The sequence below is a fragment of the Nonomuraea sp. NPDC050790 genome (assembly GCF_044456745.1).
Classification (GTDB): domain Bacteria; phylum Actinomycetota; class Actinomycetes; order Streptosporangiales; family Streptosporangiaceae; genus Nonomuraea.
Window position 1 is genome coordinate 39,572 of sequence record NZ_JBITGF010000014.1, and the last position, 16,773, is coordinate 56,344.

The following is a 16,773-nucleotide window of genomic DNA, read 5'->3' on the forward strand; positions in this document are numbered from 1 at the left end:
GTCACAGCACCGCGGCGGTGCAAAAGGTCACAGCACCGCGGCGGTCACCCCGGCCAGCGTCTCCATGGTGACCCGGGCGTCGAACTCCTTGCTGACCAGCGCCGCGACCTGACCCTCCCGCCACGCCGTACCGTCGTGGGAGGACAGGCGGGACGCCAGCGCGTGGGCCAGGCCCCTGAGGTCGCCGGCCGTCACCAGCGCGCCGGTCTCCTCGCCGACCACCTCGGTCAGCCCGGGGATGGCGAAGCCGACGACGGGACGCGCGCTGGCCATCGCCTCCAGCGCGGTCAGCGGCAGCCCCTCCCACCGGGAGGGCATCACCAGCACGTCGCAGGCCGCGTACCAGGGCCGTACGTCGGCGCTGGGACCGGCGAAGCGGACCCCGGCGGGGGCACTGGACTCCAGCTCGGCCTGGAGCTCGCCGTCGCCGACCAGGACCAGCTCGGCCTCGGGGCACGCGCGCAGCACCCGGGGCCAGGCGCGCAGCAGCAGGTCCTGGCCCTTCTGCCGGGTGAGCCTGCCCACGCACACGGCCAGGCGGGCGTGTGCGGGGATCCCGAGGTCGGCGCGGGCGCGTAGCTGCGCCTCGATGCCGGCGGGGACGAAGTGGTCGAGGTCGACGCCGTTGCGCACGACGACGAGCCGCGAGGTCACCCCTTGCGCCGCCCCGGCCCGCGCCTCGCCCTCGCCGACGCACACGATCGCGGCGGCCCAGCGGGCGGCGGCGCGTTCCCACGCGATCGCGGTCCTGGCGGTCGCGCCCCGGCAGGCCAGCCACGACCAGCCGTGCGGCTGGAAGAGCGTGGGCCGCCGGCCTCGGATGGCGAGGCGGCCGACCAGGCCCGCCTTGGCCGAGTGCAGGTGGACGACGTCGGGTTCGAGCTCGTCGAGGATACGGCGCAGCGCGACGGTCTCGTCCTTGCACGAGCGCACGGGGGAGCGGGCCGATTCCCAGGCCGCGTGCGCGATGCCCTGCTCGGCGAGCCGGGCGGGCAGCGTGCCGCGCGGAGGGCAGGCCACCGTGACCCGCCAGCCGCGCCTGGCCTGGTCGGCCGCGGCGGCGCTGACGTAGGCGGCCACGCCCGCCTCGACGGGCTGGCTGACGTGCAGGACGGAGATGGTCATGTGCCGGCCTTCGCTGAGAGGCGTTCCTTGAGCGTGCGGGCCGCGCGGATGCGGGCGCCGACCAGCGCCGCGTAGAGCGGGGCCCGGTGGGTCCTGCCGAAGAGCATGCGCCGGTTGCCGACCGCGCTGGCGCCCCACTTGGCCTTGTGCGGCTCGGCCCCGCGCAGCAGGCTGAGCTTCTCCAGCCGGCGCGCGTGCGCCTGGCGCAGCCCGTGTCGCAGCACCATGGCGAAGGTGTCGACGCGGGTACGCAGCCACGGGTCGGCCCCGTAGAGGTAGCCGCCGGCGAAGTCGGCGCCGATGAGGCAGAAGTCGGCGGCCACGAGCCGGTCGCCGACGCGGAACTCCGTCAGCGCGGCCCGCCCCGCGGCGATCAGCTCGGTGGCCGACCTGGTGAGGTGGGCCTGGAAGCGGGGGCTCAGGTGTTCCTTGTTGATGGGCCGTCCCGCCCATTGCATGGCGTGCAGGCGCAGCAGGTCCTCCATGGCCGCGGGCACCTGCTCGGGGGTCACCGCGTGGGTCGTGAGGTCCAGTTTGTCGATCTTGTAGAGGCCGCGGCGGAGCTTGCCCGCCGTCCGCGTGCCGAGCGCCGCGAGCTGCTCCTCCAGCGGTACGGCCGGCATGTACAGGCAGGAGGACCCCTCCATGAGCCAGCGCCGGCCGGGCCAGCCCGCGTGCAACGTCTCCAGGGCGGCGCCCGGCTGGGCCTCGGGGAAGTCCATGACGTCCCAGCCGGGCAGGCCGAGCAGCGCCTCGCCCGCGGTCCGGGCGAGGCCGTCGCGGTGGGCCTCGTCGAGCAGTACGTCGGTGTAGTCGGACAGGCCGGCGCCCAGCGGGCTCAGCACCCTGCAGCCCCAGCGCCGCGTGCGCAGCAACGGCAGCGCGGCCACCAGCCGCTCCCGGTCGCGCAGCAGCACGACGTGCAGGCGGGAGCGCCCGCCGTACCACTGCCACCAGGAGGTGAGCCAGGCGTGCGACTGGAACGGCGTGGACGTGGCACAGCGCTCGTACAGGGCGTCCCATTCGGGCTTCATGGCCTCGAAGGCGCGCGGGTCGGTGACGACGGTGTGCCGGCCGCCGACCAGGAGGCCGGGCTTCATGCGCCGACCGGGCGCTTGCGTGAGCGCTCGCGGGAGCGGGCGGCGGGCTCGTCGCGGGCGGCGCCCTTGCCGCGGTCCGGCTTGGCGGGCGTGGAGACGAGGTGGAACAGGCCGCCGAGCAGGAGTCCCGCGGCGCCGCCCACGGTGAGGTTGACGAGCGGATCGGGGCCCGACGGTTCCTCCGGCGCGACGGCCTGCGACAGCGTGGCGATGCGCACGCCGGTGTCGGCCGCGCGGGCGCCGGCATAGGTGATCATGGCCTGCGCCAGCGCGTTGGCCTGTTCCGCCGCCTGGGTGGCATCGGGCGCGGAGGCGGCCAGGCTGATCATCGGGGCGTCGGGGGAGGCGGAGACGCGTACCGCGCGCTGGAGTTCGCCGACCGTGCGGGCGGCGAGGCCGGGACGCAGGGCCGCGCTGACGACGGCCGGCTGCGTGGCGATCTTGGTGAACGCCTGGGCGAACTTCGTCGTCTGCTCGACGCTCGACGGCGCGTCGGCCACCACGACGACGTACGCCTGGGCGGTGTACACGCGGTCGGTCAGGGCGGTGTACAGGAGTCCCGCGCACAGGCCCAGGACGACGGCGCAGCCTTGCGGCCACCACCGCCGGGCGGCGGCGGACAGACGGCGGATCACGCTCATGGTTGCTCTCCCCAGGCTGGCGCGATGGTCTTCGATCGGGATCTTTGCTCGTGTACGCGCAGGTAAAGCGCTTCGATGCGGTTGACGTGACGGCCGATGCCGTAGTGGTCCACGGCCTGCGGCGGCGGCTGCCTCGTCGCGCCCGCCGCGATCAGCTCCTCGACCGCCCGCCGGTACGGCCCCGCCGCCGAGGGCAGCCGCCGCGCGTTCGGCGAGGCGCTCGCGGGCAGCTCGTCCAGGGCCGGGCAGGCGCTGTAGAGCACGGGCAGCCCGCACGCCAGCGCCTCGACGACGGCCAGCCCGAACGTCTCCTCCTGCGACGGCGCGGCGAAGACGTCCATGGCCGACAGCAGCGCGGGAACCTGGCTCGACTGCCCGGCCAGCACCATCCGGTGCGCGACCCCGAGCCGGCGCGCGTGCGCGACCAGGTTCGCCCGCTCGGGCCCGTCCCCGACCAGCAGCAGCATGGTGTCGGGGAGCCCGGCGACGGCCTCGATCAGCACGTCGAAGCGCTTGCCGGGCTCCAGCCTGCCCACGCCGCCCACGACGGTGAGGTGCGGCGGGATGGTCAGCCTGCTGCGGGTGGTCTCGCGCACGGCCGGGTCGAAGCGGAACGCGCGCGGGTCGATGCCGTTGGCGATCACCTCGATCCGCTGCTCCGGCACCCCCCAGCGGACCAGCCGCTGGGCCGCCGCCGACGACACCGCGACGGTCACGTGGCCCAGCCGTTCGCCGGCGCGGGCCAGCGCGCGCACCGGCGCGGTGATGGGCCGGCCCTCCAGGTGCCGCTCGCCGATGGAGTGCTCGCTGGCCACGATCGCGGCCACGCCGGACAGCCTGGCGACGAGCCTGCCGTACAGGCCGGCGCGGAACAGGTGGGTGTGCACCACGTCGTAGCCGCCCCGGCGGACCAGCCGCCAAAGCGGGCCGAGGACGCGCAGGTCCCGGTTGCCGGTCATGCCGAGGTGGTGGACGGTCACGCCTTCCGCCTGGATGGCCTGGCTGATCAGGCCCGGCTTCGTGAGCGCGGCGACCTCGGCGGTGACGTGGTGGTTGGCGACCAGGTCGCGGAGCTGCCGCTCCGCCCCGCCCGCCTCGAGCCCGGTGATGACGTGCAGCACCTTCATCGCCGGCGACCCCACTTCCAGTGGTGCAGGGCCCGCTTGACGCTCAGCCTGAGCCTCTGGTCGGCCTCGCTCACGTGGGTTCTGGGCAGGCAGAGCGGGTCCGCCTCGGCCGGCTTGATGCCGCAGGCGTAGGTGTAGCCGGCGGCGCGTACCGCCTCGACGGCCTCGCGGTCGGCGTGGCCGTACGGGTAGGCCAGGCCGATGACCTCCTGGCCGAGGATCTCCTCCAGGTCGGTGCGGCTGGTCTTGACCTCGTGGTAGAGGTCCCCGGTCGGGGCGCCGGCCAGCGACAGGTGCGTACGGGTGTGGGAGGCGACCTCGATGTCCTGTCCGGCCACCTGCCTGAGCTGGCCGGCGGTCATCAGCGGCTTGCGCGGTCCGAACGGGTCCCAGGCGTTGTCGCCGCCCAGGTGGCCGGTGACGGCGAAGACCGTGGCGGTGAAGCCGTGGCTCTGGAGCACCGGCAGGGCGTGGGCGGCGAAGTCGGCGTACCCGTCGTCGAAGGTGAGGCCGACGAGGCGCCGGGCCGTACCCTCTGCCTGGGCGCGCAGGAGGTCGCGCATGGACACCCCGCGCAGCCCCCTGCGCGCCAGCCACGCCATCTGCGCGGCGAAGCGCGCGGGTCTGACCGTGATGAGGTACGGATCCTCGTCGAAGTCGTCGACCGAGTGGTACATCAGGACCTGCTGCCTGGTTGGGCTCACAATCGCACTCCCCCTTCGCGCGACCTCAGCGCGTCGCCGAGGTCCCGCCTGGAACCGGTGAGTAGTGCCGCGGTGACGAAGACCGCCGTGGTGACGGCGGCCTCGCACGGCACGGCGACGATCAAGGAGAGGTCCGCGGTGGCGGGGCGGGCCAGGAAGGAGACGCCCGCGGCGACGGCCGCCGCCGCGCTCAGCCTGCCGACGGAGACGAGCAGCGCGCGTACGGGGAGGGCGGGCAGTTGCCCGCGCTGCTCACGCAGCCCGCCCAGCAGCAGCGCGGCCGTCAGCGTGATGCCCGCCGCGTTGGCGAGCGCGACCCCGCCCACGCCGAGCGGCCCCGCCAGGTACGGCGCGGCCACCGCGGTGAGCGCCAGCCCCGCGGTCATGGCGGCGGCCGGATACCAGGAGGGCCGCGCGGCGCAGAAGTACACCCGGCACAGCACGCCGACCACGGCCTGTCCGAGCAGGCCGAGGCAGTACAGGCGCATGCTCCACGCGGTCGCGGCGGTGTCGCCGGGGGTGAAGGCGCCGTGCTCCAGCAGCAGGCCGACCACGCCCGGCGCGTGCGCGGTCAGGAACGCCGTGGCCAGTAGCACGATCGCGGCGGCCACCCGGGTATCGGCCAGCACCCGCCTGGCGGCGGCCTCGTGGTCACCGGCGGCGACGGCGCGGGCCAGGATGGGCAAGGTGACCGTGGCCAGGATGAGCGAGGCCACCATGGGCACCTGGGCGATCTTCTGCGCGTAGTTCAGGTAGGAGATCGAGCCGGGCGGCAGCGAGGAGGCGACGAACCGCTCGACGAACACCTGCGCCTGGCGCAGCAGGGTGAAGGCGGCGATGGGGGCGAAGACCGCCCACGAGATCGACGTCGCGACGCCGGTCCTGACCGGCGTTCCCACGTGGCGGACGAACGAGGGCGCCTGGATGAGCGCCATCAGCAGCCCGCCGGCGGCCACGCCGCACGCCACCGAGGTGATGCCCCAGACGTCGTGGCCGATGGCGACGGCGGCGACGATGGCGGCGTTGTAGGCCAGGTAGATGGCCGCGGGCGGGCCGAAGATGCGCTGGGTGCGCAGCGCCGCGCTGCAGAAGCCGGCCAGGCCGAAGCCCAGCACGGTCAGCGAGGTGATCTGCGTGCACCGGGTGGCCAGGTCGTGCTCCTGGATGCCGGGCGCGAGGCCGCGGGCGACGAGCGGGGCGGCGGCGGCCGTGGCCGCGCTCAGCAGCACGAACGCGAGGACGGCCTTGGGCAGCACGGCCCAGACGACCTCGCGCAGCGGCCTGCCGTCCTCGACCGCGCGGCTGAAGTAGGGGATGAGCAGGAACGACAGCGCGCCCTCGATGAGCAGGGGCGCGGCCGTCTCGGGGATGGTCCAGGCGACCATGAAGGCGTCGGTGCCCGCGGTGGCGCCGAAGACGCCGGCCACGAGGAGGTCGCGGGCGAACCCGGACGCGGAACCGGCGATGACCAGGAGCATGGTGACCGTGGTGGCCCTGGCCAGCGGGCCGCGGGTCTCCTCGGTCGCGGCGGGGGCGCTCATGCCTCGTCCGCCGCGACCACCCAGGACAGCAGCAGGCCGATCATGATCGACATGACCACGGTGGGTGAGCCGCCCACGTCGGCGTAGACGAAGTCGACGAGCTGCCAGGTCAGGAAGCCCGCCGCGCACAGGCCCGCCGCCTTCTGGGCGGGGGTGCGCGCGCCGCGTGCCCGCCTGGCCGCCCACACCGCGAGCCCCGCCCACAGCAGGACGAACGCGGTGAGCCCGGCCAGGCCCTGCTCGCTGAGCACCAGCAGGTACATGTTGTGCGGCGAGCGCAGCTCCTGCCGCTGGAAGCCGTTCACGGGGTCGGCGGTGTCGCTGCTGGCCGAGACGTGCAGGGGCGCGTAGTTGTCCCGCCAGGCCGCGAAGCCGCGCGGGCCCACGCCCAGGAGCGGATGGTCGCGCCACATGCCGGCGGCCGTCTCCCACAGGCCGTACCTGTCGTTGACCGACTGGTCCGGCTGCGAGGCGACGGAGGCCATGGAGGCCAGCCGCTGGGTGACGGTGGACGATCCCCATCCGGCGGCGACCACGAGGCCCAGCGCGAGCGCTCCGGCGACGGCGGCGCCGACGGCCTTCCTGCTGCCGGACAGCAGGACCATGACGACCCCGGCCATGAGCCAGGCCAGCCACGCCCCCCGGCTGAGCGACAGCACGAGCGCCGCCATGAGGACGACCAGGACAAGCGCCGCGGCCACCCTCGGCCGGCCGCGCGTGGTCAGCGCCACCGCCAGCGCCACGATCGCGCCGTAGCTGACGACGGTCGCCATGCCCATGACGTCCACGGCGCCGAACGTGCCGATCGCCCTGATGCTCTGCCCGCCGTAGGAGGCCCCGCTGCCCGTGTAAGCCTGCCAGCACCCCAGCACGGCCTGCACCAGAGCGGCGCCCAGCACCGCGGCGGCCACCAGCCGCCGGTCGACTTCGTCGCGGATGACGATCGCCATGGCCAGCGGCACGATCACGAAGATCTCGAGGTAGCGCACGAACCCCGGCAGGGCTGCGACCACGTCCGCGCAGGCGAGCGTCGCCGCCGTCACCGCCACCGCGGGCGGAGCCAGCAGGTACGCCCGCCGCGGCAGCCGCAGCCGCCCCCTTGCCGCGTGGACCAGTGCGGCCACCACGAGGCAGCCGGCGGCCACGTCCGCGGCGGTCACGTTGAAGGACGGGTCGAGCTGGGCGCGTTGCTGCGGCACGCACACGAGCGCGACCGCCAGCACCGCGAGGAGGCCGGGACGCCGCCAGTCCAGCGTGCGCGGCAGCGAGGCGACGACCACTACGCGCCGCCCAGGCGCAGCACGCAGCCGATCGTCTTGAGCGCGATCTTCACGTCCAGGCCGAACGACCACGTGTCGATGTAGTGGTTGTCCAGCCGGGCGCGCTCCTCGATGGAGGTGTCGCCGCGCAGGCCGTGTACCTGGGCCCAGCCGGTGATCCCCACCGGGACCCGGTGCCTGCGGTCGTAGCGCTCGACCGTCTTCGAGAACTGCTGGACGAAGTACGGCCGCTCGGGCCGCGGGCCGACGATGCTCATGTCGCCGACGACCACGTTCCACAGTTGCGGCAGCTCGTCCAGCGACGTCTTGCGCAGGAAGCCGCCGAACGGGCCGCTGAGGCGGCTCTGGCTGACGGTCCACTGCGTGGCCGAGTCCCGCGCGCTGGCCGGCTTGAGCGTGCGGATCTTCAGCATGTCGAAACAGCGCCCGCCCATGCCGACCCGCCGCTGGCGGAACAGCACCCCGGGCCCGCCCTCCAGCCGGACGCCCAGCAGGCACAGCCCCAGCACGGGTGCGAGCGCGATCAGCGCGATGAGCGCCAGCGTCACGTCACACACCCGCTTGGCGATCCAGTACGGCCGGCGCTGCGCGGGCGGCCGCATGTCCACCAGCGGGAAGCTGTGTAGCTGGCGGCCGGGTGCCACGAAGTCCTGGACGAGGTCGTCGGGCCCGGGAGCGAGCATGATCTGGCAGCCGGTGGCCCTGATCTCCTGCAGCATGGCCCGCGAGATCGGCGGCTGCCCGGCCAGGATGACGACGCTGACGGCCGACCGGCGCAGCATCTGGGCGCAGGTGGAGTACGTGGCCAGCACCGGCAAGTCGTCGGCGGGGCCGTGGGCCGACGCGCTGGCGCCGACCAGGCCGATGGGCTCGATGCCGAGCTCGGGGTGCTGCAGGAGTGCCCTGGCCAGCCGTACGCCGTGCTCTCCCGTGGACAGGACCACGGCCTTGCGGGGGGCGCGGCGCCGGGCGGCGAGGTGGCGCCAGGCGCGGCCGGCCGCGTGGGCCAGCGTGAGCAGCGCGGCGTAGCAGAGACCGGTCAGCAGCCAGGCCGGGGACGGCGGCGCGGGCGTGGGCGCCCACCACCACGACTCCAGGCTCAGCGCGCACAGGGCGGCGCTCGCCCACCCGGTGAACCGCGCCCTGGACAACAGAAGGTGCAGGGTGAGCGCGATCGCCACGGCGGCGGGCACGTTGGTGAGCTGCCAGCCGGTGACGGCCGTCGCGGCCGGCAGGCAGGCGCCCGTCAGGCCGAGCCGCGCGGCTCGCCGGGCGAGGCCGCGTAGAGAGAGGTGGGGGCGGGGTGAGGCGGGAGCCTCGGGTGCCATCGCGGGCTCGGAATCCAGGAAGTCCTCGGTCGGTTCGCTGGTGCCAACAGCTAGGGTCATCTGTTGCCTCCAAGGTCGCGGTCACACGCCAGTGCTGCGGGATTGAGGGGTGGTGGCAGGGGCTGGCAGTCGTGGCTGTTTCTCTGCAGGCGCTTGTGCGAGGACACAAGAATGGCGTTCATTCGCGCCCCAAGATCGTTGAGATGGTATCGGCGCAAGCGTCGGAACCGGCCGATCGAAGGCTCGCGCGGGGTTCATGGGTGGGCAAATCTTTCGCCACCGCGGGACGCGCTGGAATTGTTCTGCGAGGGTCGGGAGTTATTCCATGCCCGCGCGGATCAAACGGACAACCTCTTTGTTCTCGGCAATCCGGCCAGAGCATGTCTTGTGCCGTGAAGCCGGACATGCCGCAAGGTGGAACGTCATCAATGCGGAAGGCGCGCATTGCGTCCGGCGAATTAACTGTGGTAATCGGCGGCTGTGAAAGGCAAAGCCTGTGCCCACATAGTTCAACGTCGTCGGATGAGGTCCGGACGCGGTGATAGAACTTTCCCGGTAGCTCGGCCGCGATTGCGCTTTGTGTGGTGTCCACAGGGCGCACGTCGCGGCTTTCGGAGTAATCGGTTCGTAGGTCATGCGTAATCGCGAACACGTCCGATCACAGCCCGGAAAGGCAATCATGAATCGCATAGTCAAAAGCACGGCCATAGCTGTGGCCTGCCTGGGAATGGCCGCGGCGCTGGCCGGACCCGCCCTGGCCAAGGCCAGGAGTGGCGGGGACCCGCTGGGCGGCCTCCTCGGCGGAGGCGGCGGCAGCAGCCTGCTCGGCGGGGGCGGCCAGAACCCGCTGATGTCCCTCACGAGCCCGCTCTCGGCGCTCACCCAGAGCAAGAACCCGGTGGACGGGGTCACCCGCACCGCCGACGGCACGGCTCGTTCCGTGGAAGGCGCCGCCCGCCTCATCCCCCAGGGCACCTTCCGCAACGGCCTGCCGCTGAACGACGCGGCCAACGCCGCGGGCGTGGAGCCGCGCAGCCCGTTCGAGCCGGCCCTCACCGGCGCGGAGAGCTCGCCGCTGGACTTCGGTCTGCTGAACGGGCGCGAGGTCGCTCGGCTGGAGCACGAGTCCGACCCGGTTCCGGGTGTCGTCAGCTCCCTGACCGGGCGCGCCGACGAGATCCTGCACGCCCCCGCGCTGAAGCCCGCCGCCGAGGTGGCGGTGCCGCAGGTCACCGAGCGCCTGGCCGGTCAGACCGACCACGCCGCGTTCATGGCGACGACCGCCGCCCACCAGGTCGGCGCCGTCTCCGCCCACGACCTGCTCAGCGGCCCGAACATGGCGCTCAAGTCCGCGATGCCGGAGGCGGTGGCCACCGAGCTGGCGCCCGTCCTGGGCAGCCCCGAGGTCAGGCAGCCGATGGCGCAGCGCGCCACCGGTCCGCGGACCGACGTCCCGCTCGACGAGATCGCCCCGCTCGTCGAAGGCCCGCTCGCCGCGTCGCCGCTGGCGCAGTCGAAGGGCGCCCCCGAGGCTGTGGGTGACGCGCTGGGGTCCTCGGTTCCGACCACCGGCGCCGTCGGCGAACTGGCGGCTCACTAAGAGTCACTCCCTCGTGCGTTGAAGGAGCCGCGAGACCCTTCGCCGCACAGAGCAGCCCCCCATCCGTCTTCCGCACCCGTCCGGCGTCACGGTGCCTTTCGCCGGGCGTGAACAGATCGGCTGCGGTCACGACCCGCCCGCGTCACTGTGCGCGGTGGGCTCTGACCAGATGTGTGGCGTGAGGTCTGCGTTTCCTGACGCGCAGCCCACCGAGCGAGGTGATGGTGCCCGCTTCACCGAAGCCCGGTGGTGACTCACGTGGACAACCGCCGACGGCCGTGCCCGAGCACGGCCGTCGGCCGTCCTGCTTTTCGGGGAAAATTCGCAGATGCCCGAAATAACTTCTTTCTCCCGCGCAAATCCCGTTTCATGACAGCGTCCATACCGTCTGTTTTCTATGGCGTCCAGACCCGAGGGTATGACCCGTCGGGGCGTCAGAGACGGAGATGTCGGACTAAGTCGATAAGCGCCCCGAACATGCATCGCGTACGGCAAGCGAGGAGCGGGCGGGAATGCGAAAAGTGCTCAGCAGGATCGGCAAAACCGGGGCGGCCGCCGGAATCGCCGTCTTTTGGCTTCTGCCACCCGGCGTGGCCACGGCCAGCCAGAGTTTCGCCGTCGATCTCACCACGGACGGCATGAGCCAGTTCAACGTCGCCCACACCACACGTGGCCTGCGACTCGGCCCCCAGCTCGCGGCCACCGCCACCGGTGGCGAGGAGCGCCAGGGCTTCTACGTCACCACCGCGATCGGCACACGTTCCCTGGCCAACCGCATCCGGCCGATCATGATGGCCGACCTGCCCCCCGGCTCCGACGTCCTGCTCGAACTGCGCGGCCAGACCCGGTCCTCCCGCTGGACGGAGTGGCGCGAGGCCAGGCAGGGCTCCGACGAGGTCGTGCTGCCCGCCTCCTCCACCCAGCTCCAGGCCAGGATCACGCTGACCCAGCGCGGCGCCGGCCAGGGCCCCGAGGTGTACGGCCTGCGCCTCCTGGTCGTCGACCCCGCCCGAGGCCGGCCCGAGGCCGTGACAGAGCCCGCGCCCAAGCCGCTGACCAGCCGCGTCTTCGCCACCCGGATCGGCCAGATCGGCGACAAGACCGCCAACGGCCACACGATCGCCACCACGGACCGCTTCGTCGCCCTGCCCTCACGAAGGGCGCTGAACGCCGACACCACGGAGCGCGCCTACGAGGTCAAGATCTGCTACGCCACCCGCTGCGTCATCGCGCCGATTTGGGACGTCGGCCCGTGGAACGTCCGCGACGACTACTGGAACAACGCCGCCACCCGCGACATGTGGGCCGACCTGCCACAGGGAAAACCACAGGCGCAGGCGGCATATCTCGACGGATACAACTCGGGGCGCGACGACAGATCGCGAAAAGTGCGCAATCCCGCGGGCATCGACCTGGCGGACGAGCTTTTCTGGCAGGACCTCGGAATGACCACGAACGACTGGGTCAACGTCACATATCTATGGACGGACGTGGAATCGCTGGTGTGAAACAGGGAGCCCGGCGCGGCACCGGGCTCCCATTTTCTTTCTGCGGACGGGGGAACCATCCAGAGTGGCGGTGGGGGCCACGCGGAAAACGGTAGAGCACGGCTGATCCTCGATAAGGCGGCTTTGCGATCTCTTTAGCGGGGACCGGGGTTATCCGGCCGCAGGGCGGCCTTGGCCAGGGTCCTGCACTCCTCCAGGGTGTGCCCGGCCAGCGCCGTGCGTACGGCGGGGACGCAGACCGCGGACATCGACAGGCTCGTCACGCCCAGCCCGACCAGGACCGGCGCCAGGCGCGGGTCACCGGCGGCCTCGCCGCACACGCCGACCGTCTTGCCCGCGGCGAGGCCCGCGGCCGCGCACATCTCCACGAGCCTGAGCAGGGCGGGCTGCCAGGGGTCGAGCAGGTCGGCCAGGGCGGGATGCTGGCGGTCGGCGGCGAAGGTGTACTGGCCCAGGTCGTTGGTGCCGATGCTGAGGAAGTCGACCTCGGCCAGGATCGCCTCGGCCAGGAGCGCGGCGGCGGGCACCTCGATCATGACGCCCACGCGGCGGATCCCGGCCGCGCGGGCCCGACCGGCGAAGTCCGCGGCCTCGCGCGGGGTGCTGACCATGGGCGCCATGACCGAGGGTTCGGCGCCGGTGGCGCGGGCGGCCTCGACGACGGCGGCCAACTGGGTGTCCAGGACCTCCTGCCGCAGCCGGTCCACGCGCAGGCCGCGGATGCCGAGCGCCGGGTTCTGCTCGGCGGGCAGGTCCAGGAACGGCAGCGGTTTGTCGGTCCCGGCGTCCAGCGTCCTGACGATCGCGCCGGGGACGGCCGCGAACACCTCCGCGTACGCCGCCACCTGCTCGTCGAAGGCCGGGGCGCTCCTGCGGTCCAGGAACAGCAGCTCGGTACGGAACAGGCCCACGCCCTCCGCCCGCGCCGCCAGGTCCGCGGCCGAGCCGATGTTGAGCAGCAGCTTGACCGGGTGCCCGTCGGCGGTCCTGCCCGGCCCGCTGCTGTGGGCCAGCTCGGCGCGTTCCGCCTCGGCCAGACGCCTGACCTCCTCGGCGGCCGGGCCGTCGAGGCCGGCGCGGACCTCGCCGGTGCTGCCGTCGACGCTCACCAGCGTGCCCTCCTCCAGCGCGAGGGCGCCGGCGCAGGCGACGACGGCGGGCAGGCCCCTGCTCTTGGCCAGGATCGCGGTGTGACTGGTCGGCCCGCCCTTCTCGGTGACCAGCGCCAGCACGTCCGCGCTCAGCCCGGCGGTGTCGGCGGGGGAGAGGTCCTCGGCCACCAGCACGAACGGGTGGCCCGGGTCGGGCACGCCGGGCATCGGCATGCCCAGCGCCGCGGCCACGGCACGGTTGCGCAGGTCGTCGAGGTCGGCGGCGCGCTCGGCGAAGTACCCGCCCGCGGCGACCAGGGCCGCCCGGTGCTCGGCGAACGCCGTGTCGAGGGCGTGGGCGGCGTCCATGCCGGCGACGACGTGCTCCTCGGCCGCCTGCAGCAACGTCGGGTCGGCGGCCATCATGGCCTGCGCCTCCAGGATGTCGCGGGCCTCGCCGCCGGCCCGTCCCGCCCGCCGGTCGAGCTCCGCCGCGACCGCGGACAGGGCGGCGGCCACGGCGGCCGTCCCCGCCCGCCTGGACAGAGGAGGTCCTGGTGGCGGGAGCGCGGGCGCGGCGGCCATGAGCAGGACGGGGCCCGCCGTACGCCCCGGGCTGACGCCTAGTCCGCGCAGGTCAGGCATCTGCCGCGTCCAGGTCGCGGGCCAGCATGGCGGCCAGCTCGTCCAGGGCGGCCTCGCCCTCGGGGCCGTCGGCGGCCGACAGCGTCACCTCGGTGCCCCGCACGGCGCCGAGCGACAGCACGCCCAGCATGCTGTTGGCCGGGACCTCCTTGCCCGAACCGACGCGGATCTTCACCGGCACGCCCAGCTTCGTCGCCGCCTGGACGAACAGCTTCGCTGGGCGCGCGTGCAGGCCCGCCTGCGCGGCCACGGCCACCGTACGCTCTGCCATGTCACTTCCTCCTTACGGCTCGATCGTGACCTTGATCGCCTCGCCCCTGCTGACCAGGGCGATCGCCTCCAGCACGTCATCCAGGCCGAGCCTGTGGGTGATGAGGTCGGCGACGGGAACCTGGCCTGAGGCGATCAGGTCCAGCGCGCGGGCGTTGTGAGCGGGACTCGACCCGTTCGCCCCGACGATGGTCAGCTCCCGGTAGTGCACGAGGTTGGAGTCCAGGCGGATGATCGGGTCGTCCTTGGGCAGGCCGCCGAAGAAGCTGATCCGGCCCTGCCGCGCGGCCATGTGGACCGCCTGCTCCTGGGCCGCGCCCGAGGCGGCCGCGGTGATCACCACGTCGGCGCCGCGCCCGCCGGTCAGCTTGAGCACCTGCTCCACGGCGTCGCCGTCGATCACCGCGTCCGGGTGGACCAGGGCGGCGGCCTTGGCCAGGCGGTCGGCGTTCACGTCCACGAGGAAGACCCTGGCCGCGCCGCGGGCGCGCGCGAGCCGTACGTGGAGGCAGCCGATAGGACCCGCGCCCATCACCACGACGTCGTCACCCTCGCTCACCCGCGCCAGCTCCTGGCCGTTGAGCACGCACGCGAGCGGCTCGGCCACCGACGCCTCGGCGAAGGACACCCCGTCGGGGATGGGGTTGACGCCGCCGACGGCGACGACCTTGTCCGGCACCGCCATGTACTCGGCGAAGCCGCCGTCGTAGTGGTAGCCCATCGACTCCTGGTTCGGGCAGACCGTCATCCGGCCGCGCCGGCACTCCGCGCACGTTCCGCACGGGATGGCCGCGATCACCTGTACGCGCTCGCCGGTGCCCACGACCTCCCCGGCGATCTCGTGGCCCATCACCCTCGGCGGCTTGATGTGGTGGTGGCCGAACTTGTAGATCTTCGCGTCGGTGCCGCAGGTCGAGCAGTTGCGCACCCGGATCACCAGGCCGCCCTCCGGCCGCGGCGCCTCCTCGATCCTGATGTCGCCTGGGGCGTGGAAACGGGCGACCTTCACGTGAGCTCCTTCATGACGGCGTCTACGTCGGGGGCCTCGCGCAGCGCGCGGGCCCGGTCGGGATCGAGCAGGATCTCGGCGAGCTCGGCCAGCAGCGCCACGTGGCCGTCCCCCTTGGCGGCGATGCCGACGCAGAGCGTCACCTGCTCGCCGTCCCAGTCGATCCCGCCCGGGAAGCGGAGCACGCAGATCGCGTCACGCAGCACGTGCTCCTTGGACATGCCGTGCGGGATGGCCACGCCCTCGCCGACGTACGTGGAGATGGAGCGCTCGCGCTCCAGCATCGCCGCCACGTACGGCCGCGCCACCGCGCCGATCTCGACCAGCACCTCGCCACACCGGGCGACTGCCTCCTCGCGGGTCGCCGCCCCTTCGTGCAGGAGTACGGCTCGCGCCTCCAGCACCTCACGCACCGACGGTCCCGCCCTTCTTGATGGTGTCCACGAGCTTGGTGACGGCCGGATCGCCGAGGAAGACCTGGAAGGGGATGATGACCTTGCCCGGCGCGCCGGCCTGGGCGCGGGCGGCGAGGCCGGCGTGGGTGAGCACCACGTCGGCGTCGTCCGGGATGGAGTTGACCGGAGTGTGCTCCACCTCGACGCCGGTGCCCTTGAGCTGCTTGCGCACGGTGGTGGCGAGCATGACGCTGCTGCCCATGCCGGCGTCGCAGGCGATCACGATCTTGCGGATGTCCTTGCTGTCGATGCTGCTCATGCGCTTGCGACCTCTTCCTTCTCCGCTTCTTCTTCTTTCTTCTCGCCCCGGCCGAAGCCGAGCAGGAGCGCGGCGACGATGAAGCTGGCCGCCGTGGCCAGCAGGATCCCGGCGCCCATCCCGAGCCAGCCGCCCCTCGGCGTCACCGTGAGGTAGGCGAAGATGCTGCCCGGCGACGGCGGCGCCACCAGGCCCGAGCCGGTGATCATGAAGGTGAAGATGCCGACCGCGCCGCCCGCGATGACCGCGAGGATCAGCCGGGGCTTCATCAGCACGTACGGGAAGTAGATCTCGTGGATCCCGCCGAAGAAGTGGATGATGATCGCCGCGGGGGTGGACGGGCGCATCGCCCTCGGGCCGAAGAACATGAAGGCCAGCAGCAGGCCCAGGCCCGGACCCGGGTTCGACTCCAGCATGAACAGGATGGACTGGCCGGTCCTGGCCGCCTCCGCGACCCCGAGCGGGCCGAGCACGCCGTGGTTGATCGCGTTGTTGAGGAACAGCACCTTGGCCGGCTCGATGAGCAGCGAGGCGGCGGGCAGGAGGTTGTTCGCGATCAGCCAGCCGACCGCGTCGCCCGCGGCGTCGGTGACGACCTTGACGATCGGCCCGATGCCCCAGGCGCCGAGCAGCGCCATCGCGCCGCCCACGATGCCGGCGGTGAAGTTGTCGACCAGCATCTCGAAGCCGGCCTTGGTGCGGTCCTCGGTGAACCCGTCCACCAGCTTGAGCACGTACGCGGCCAGCGGGCCGATGATCATCGCACCCAGGAACATCGGGATGGTGGCGCCGACGATCAGTCCGACGGTGGCGACCGCGCCGACCACCGCTCCCCGCTGGCCATGGACCATGCGGCCACCGGTGTAGCCGATGAGGATCGGGAGCAGGGTGCTGATGATCGGGGAGACGAGCTTGGCGAAATCCTCGTTGGGCAGCCAGCCGGTCGGGATGAACAGGGCCGTAATGAGGCCGAAGGCGATGAACGCGCCGATGTTCGGCATGATCATCCCTGCTAAGTAGCCTCCGATGCGCTGGATGGTGGCCTTGACGCCGGTCCCGGTGACCGGAGGGGTGTAGGTGTCGGCCATGG

General features: G+C 72.8%; 16 protein-coding genes. 2 read left to right on the top strand and 14 right to left on the bottom strand.

Annotated elements, in window-relative coordinates:
• Window positions 1–27: 27 nt before the first annotated feature.
• From ACIBEJ_RS46455 to ACIBEJ_RS46490, 8 genes are read right to left on the bottom strand one after another with little or no spacing between them, the layout of a single operon-like run.
• Window positions 28–1,125 (bottom strand): glycosyltransferase, encoded by a 1,098-nt coding sequence (locus ACIBEJ_RS46455; RefSeq protein ID WP_397189410.1) that lies wholly within the window; start codon window positions 1,123–1,125, stop codon window positions 28–30.
• Complete coding sequence (locus tag ACIBEJ_RS46460) at window positions 1,122–2,225, bottom strand: GNAT family N-acetyltransferase (protein WP_397189411.1); 1,104 nt, start codon at window positions 2,223–2,225, stop codon at window positions 1,122–1,124. Before ACIBEJ_RS46460 ends, ACIBEJ_RS46455 begins: the two co-directional genes overlap by 4 nt.
• Complete coding sequence (locus ACIBEJ_RS46465) at window positions 2,222–2,866, bottom strand: hypothetical protein (RefSeq protein WP_397189412.1); 645 nt, start codon at window positions 2,864–2,866, stop codon at window positions 2,222–2,224. The genes ACIBEJ_RS46460 and ACIBEJ_RS46465 overlap by 4 nt, the downstream gene beginning before the upstream one ends.
• Window positions 2,863–3,993, bottom strand: a complete 1,131-nt coding sequence (locus ACIBEJ_RS46470) for a glycosyltransferase (RefSeq protein WP_397189413.1) — start codon at window positions 3,991–3,993, stop codon at window positions 2,863–2,865. The genes ACIBEJ_RS46465 and ACIBEJ_RS46470 overlap by 4 nt, the downstream gene beginning before the upstream one ends.
• Window positions 3,990–4,697 (bottom strand): polysaccharide deacetylase family protein, encoded by a 708-nt coding sequence (locus ACIBEJ_RS46475; RefSeq protein ID WP_397189414.1) that lies wholly within the window; start codon window positions 4,695–4,697, stop codon window positions 3,990–3,992. Before ACIBEJ_RS46475 ends, ACIBEJ_RS46470 begins: the two co-directional genes overlap by 4 nt.
• Entirely contained in the window at window positions 4,694–6,238 is a 1,545-nt protein-coding gene (locus ACIBEJ_RS46480) for a lipid II flippase MurJ (protein WP_397189415.1), read from the bottom strand. Before ACIBEJ_RS46480 ends, ACIBEJ_RS46475 begins: the two co-directional genes overlap by 4 nt.
• The gene (locus ACIBEJ_RS46485; protein WP_397189416.1) at window positions 6,235–7,518 is read right to left on the bottom strand and encodes an O-antigen ligase family protein; all 1,284 of its coding nucleotides are present in this window, start codon (window positions 7,516–7,518) and stop codon (window positions 6,235–6,237) included. The genes ACIBEJ_RS46480 and ACIBEJ_RS46485 overlap by 4 nt, the downstream gene beginning before the upstream one ends.
• On the bottom strand, window positions 7,518–8,906 hold the full coding sequence (locus ACIBEJ_RS46490) for an exopolysaccharide biosynthesis polyprenyl glycosylphosphotransferase (protein ID WP_397189417.1): 1,389 nt from the start codon (window positions 8,904–8,906) through the stop codon (window positions 7,518–7,520). Before ACIBEJ_RS46490 ends, ACIBEJ_RS46485 begins: the two co-directional genes overlap by 1 nt.
• Before the next feature lie 619 nt (window positions 8,907–9,525).
• On the opposite strand from ACIBEJ_RS46490, the gene ACIBEJ_RS46495 reads away from it, so the two are divergent.
• Together ACIBEJ_RS46495 and ACIBEJ_RS46500 are read left to right on the top strand one after the other, a co-directional pair.
• A complete protein-coding gene (locus ACIBEJ_RS46495) occupies window positions 9,526–10,446 on the top strand; it encodes a hypothetical protein (RefSeq protein WP_397189418.1) in 921 nt (306 codons plus the stop codon).
• 512 nt (window positions 10,447–10,958) lie between these two features.
• Window positions 10,959–11,954, top strand: coding sequence for a hypothetical protein (locus ACIBEJ_RS46500; protein WP_397189419.1), 996 nt, complete (start codon window positions 10,959–10,961; stop codon window positions 11,952–11,954).
• A gap of 134 nt (window positions 11,955–12,088) precedes the next feature.
• Here ACIBEJ_RS46500 and ptsP read toward each other — a convergent pair whose 3' ends face one another.
• From ptsP to mtlA, 6 genes are read right to left on the bottom strand one after another with little or no spacing between them, the layout of a single operon-like run.
• Window positions 12,089–13,690 carry a phosphoenolpyruvate--protein phosphotransferase gene (ptsP, locus tag ACIBEJ_RS46505; RefSeq protein WP_397189420.1) on the bottom strand — a complete coding sequence of 534 codons (1,602 nt, stop codon included), beginning with the start codon at window positions 13,688–13,690 and terminating at the stop codon, window positions 12,089–12,091.
• Window positions 13,683–13,961 carry an HPr family phosphocarrier protein gene (locus ACIBEJ_RS46510; protein ID WP_397189421.1) on the bottom strand — a complete coding sequence of 93 codons (279 nt, stop codon included), beginning with the start codon at window positions 13,959–13,961 and terminating at the stop codon, window positions 13,683–13,685. The genes ptsP and ACIBEJ_RS46510 overlap by 8 nt, the downstream gene beginning before the upstream one ends.
• 12 nt (window positions 13,962–13,973) lie before the next feature.
• Complete coding sequence (locus ACIBEJ_RS46515) at window positions 13,974–14,969, bottom strand: zinc-dependent dehydrogenase (RefSeq protein WP_397189422.1); 996 nt, start codon at window positions 14,967–14,969, stop codon at window positions 13,974–13,976.
• Window positions 14,966–15,382 carry a PTS sugar transporter subunit IIA gene (locus ACIBEJ_RS46520; RefSeq protein WP_397189423.1) on the bottom strand — a complete coding sequence of 139 codons (417 nt, stop codon included), beginning with the start codon at window positions 15,380–15,382 and terminating at the stop codon, window positions 14,966–14,968. Before ACIBEJ_RS46520 ends, ACIBEJ_RS46515 begins: the two co-directional genes overlap by 4 nt.
• Window positions 15,375–15,683 carry a PTS lactose transporter subunit IIB gene (locus ACIBEJ_RS46525; RefSeq protein WP_397189424.1) on the bottom strand — a complete coding sequence of 103 codons (309 nt, stop codon included), beginning with the start codon at window positions 15,681–15,683 and terminating at the stop codon, window positions 15,375–15,377. The genes ACIBEJ_RS46520 and ACIBEJ_RS46525 overlap by 8 nt, the downstream gene beginning before the upstream one ends.
• On the bottom strand, window positions 15,680–16,771 hold the full coding sequence (mtlA, locus tag ACIBEJ_RS46530; protein ID WP_397189425.1) for a mannitol-specific PTS transporter subunit IIC: 1,092 nt from the start codon (window positions 16,769–16,771) through the stop codon (window positions 15,680–15,682). The genes ACIBEJ_RS46525 and mtlA overlap by 4 nt, the downstream gene beginning before the upstream one ends.
• Window positions 16,772–16,773 lie beyond the last annotated feature (2 nt).

What these genes read in the sequence shown, in the direction of transcription:
- ACIBEJ_RS46455 (WP_397189410.1), bottom strand. Translation starts at nt 1,125, where the DNA reads ATGACCATCTCCGTCCTGCACGTCAGCCAGCCCGTCGAGGCGGGCGTG.
- ACIBEJ_RS46465 (WP_397189412.1), bottom strand. Translation starts at nt 2,866, where the DNA reads ATGAGCGTGATCCGCCGTCTGTCCGCCGCCGCCCGGCGGTGGTGGCCG.
- ACIBEJ_RS46525 (WP_397189424.1), bottom strand. Translation starts at nt 15,683, where the DNA reads ATGAGCAGCATCGACAGCAAGGACATCCGCAAGATCGTGATCGCCTGC.
- ACIBEJ_RS46460 (WP_397189411.1), bottom strand. Translation starts at nt 2,225, where the DNA reads ATGAAGCCCGGCCTCCTGGTCGGCGGCCGGCACACCGTCGTCACCGAC.
- ACIBEJ_RS46510 (WP_397189421.1), bottom strand. Translation starts at nt 13,961, where the DNA reads ATGGCAGAGCGTACGGTGGCCGTGGCCGCGCAGGCGGGCCTGCACGCG.
- ACIBEJ_RS46495 (WP_397189418.1), top strand. Translation starts at nt 9,526, where the DNA reads ATGAATCGCATAGTCAAAAGCACGGCCATAGCTGTGGCCTGCCTGGGA.
- ptsP (WP_397189420.1), bottom strand. Translation starts at nt 13,690, where the DNA reads ATGCCTGACCTGCGCGGACTAGGCGTCAGCCCGGGGCGTACGGCGGGC.
- ACIBEJ_RS46490 (WP_397189417.1), bottom strand. Translation starts at nt 8,906, where the DNA reads ATGACCCTAGCTGTTGGCACCAGCGAACCGACCGAGGACTTCCTGGAT.
- ACIBEJ_RS46500 (WP_397189419.1), top strand. Translation starts at nt 10,959, where the DNA reads ATGCGAAAAGTGCTCAGCAGGATCGGCAAAACCGGGGCGGCCGCCGGA.
- ACIBEJ_RS46470 (WP_397189413.1), bottom strand. Translation starts at nt 3,993, where the DNA reads ATGAAGGTGCTGCACGTCATCACCGGGCTCGAGGCGGGCGGGGCGGAG.
- mtlA (WP_397189425.1), bottom strand. Translation starts at nt 16,771, where the DNA reads ATGGCCGACACCTACACCCCTCCGGTCACCGGGACCGGCGTCAAGGCC.
- ACIBEJ_RS46480 (WP_397189415.1), bottom strand. Translation starts at nt 6,238, where the DNA reads ATGAGCGCCCCCGCCGCGACCGAGGAGACCCGCGGCCCGCTGGCCAGG.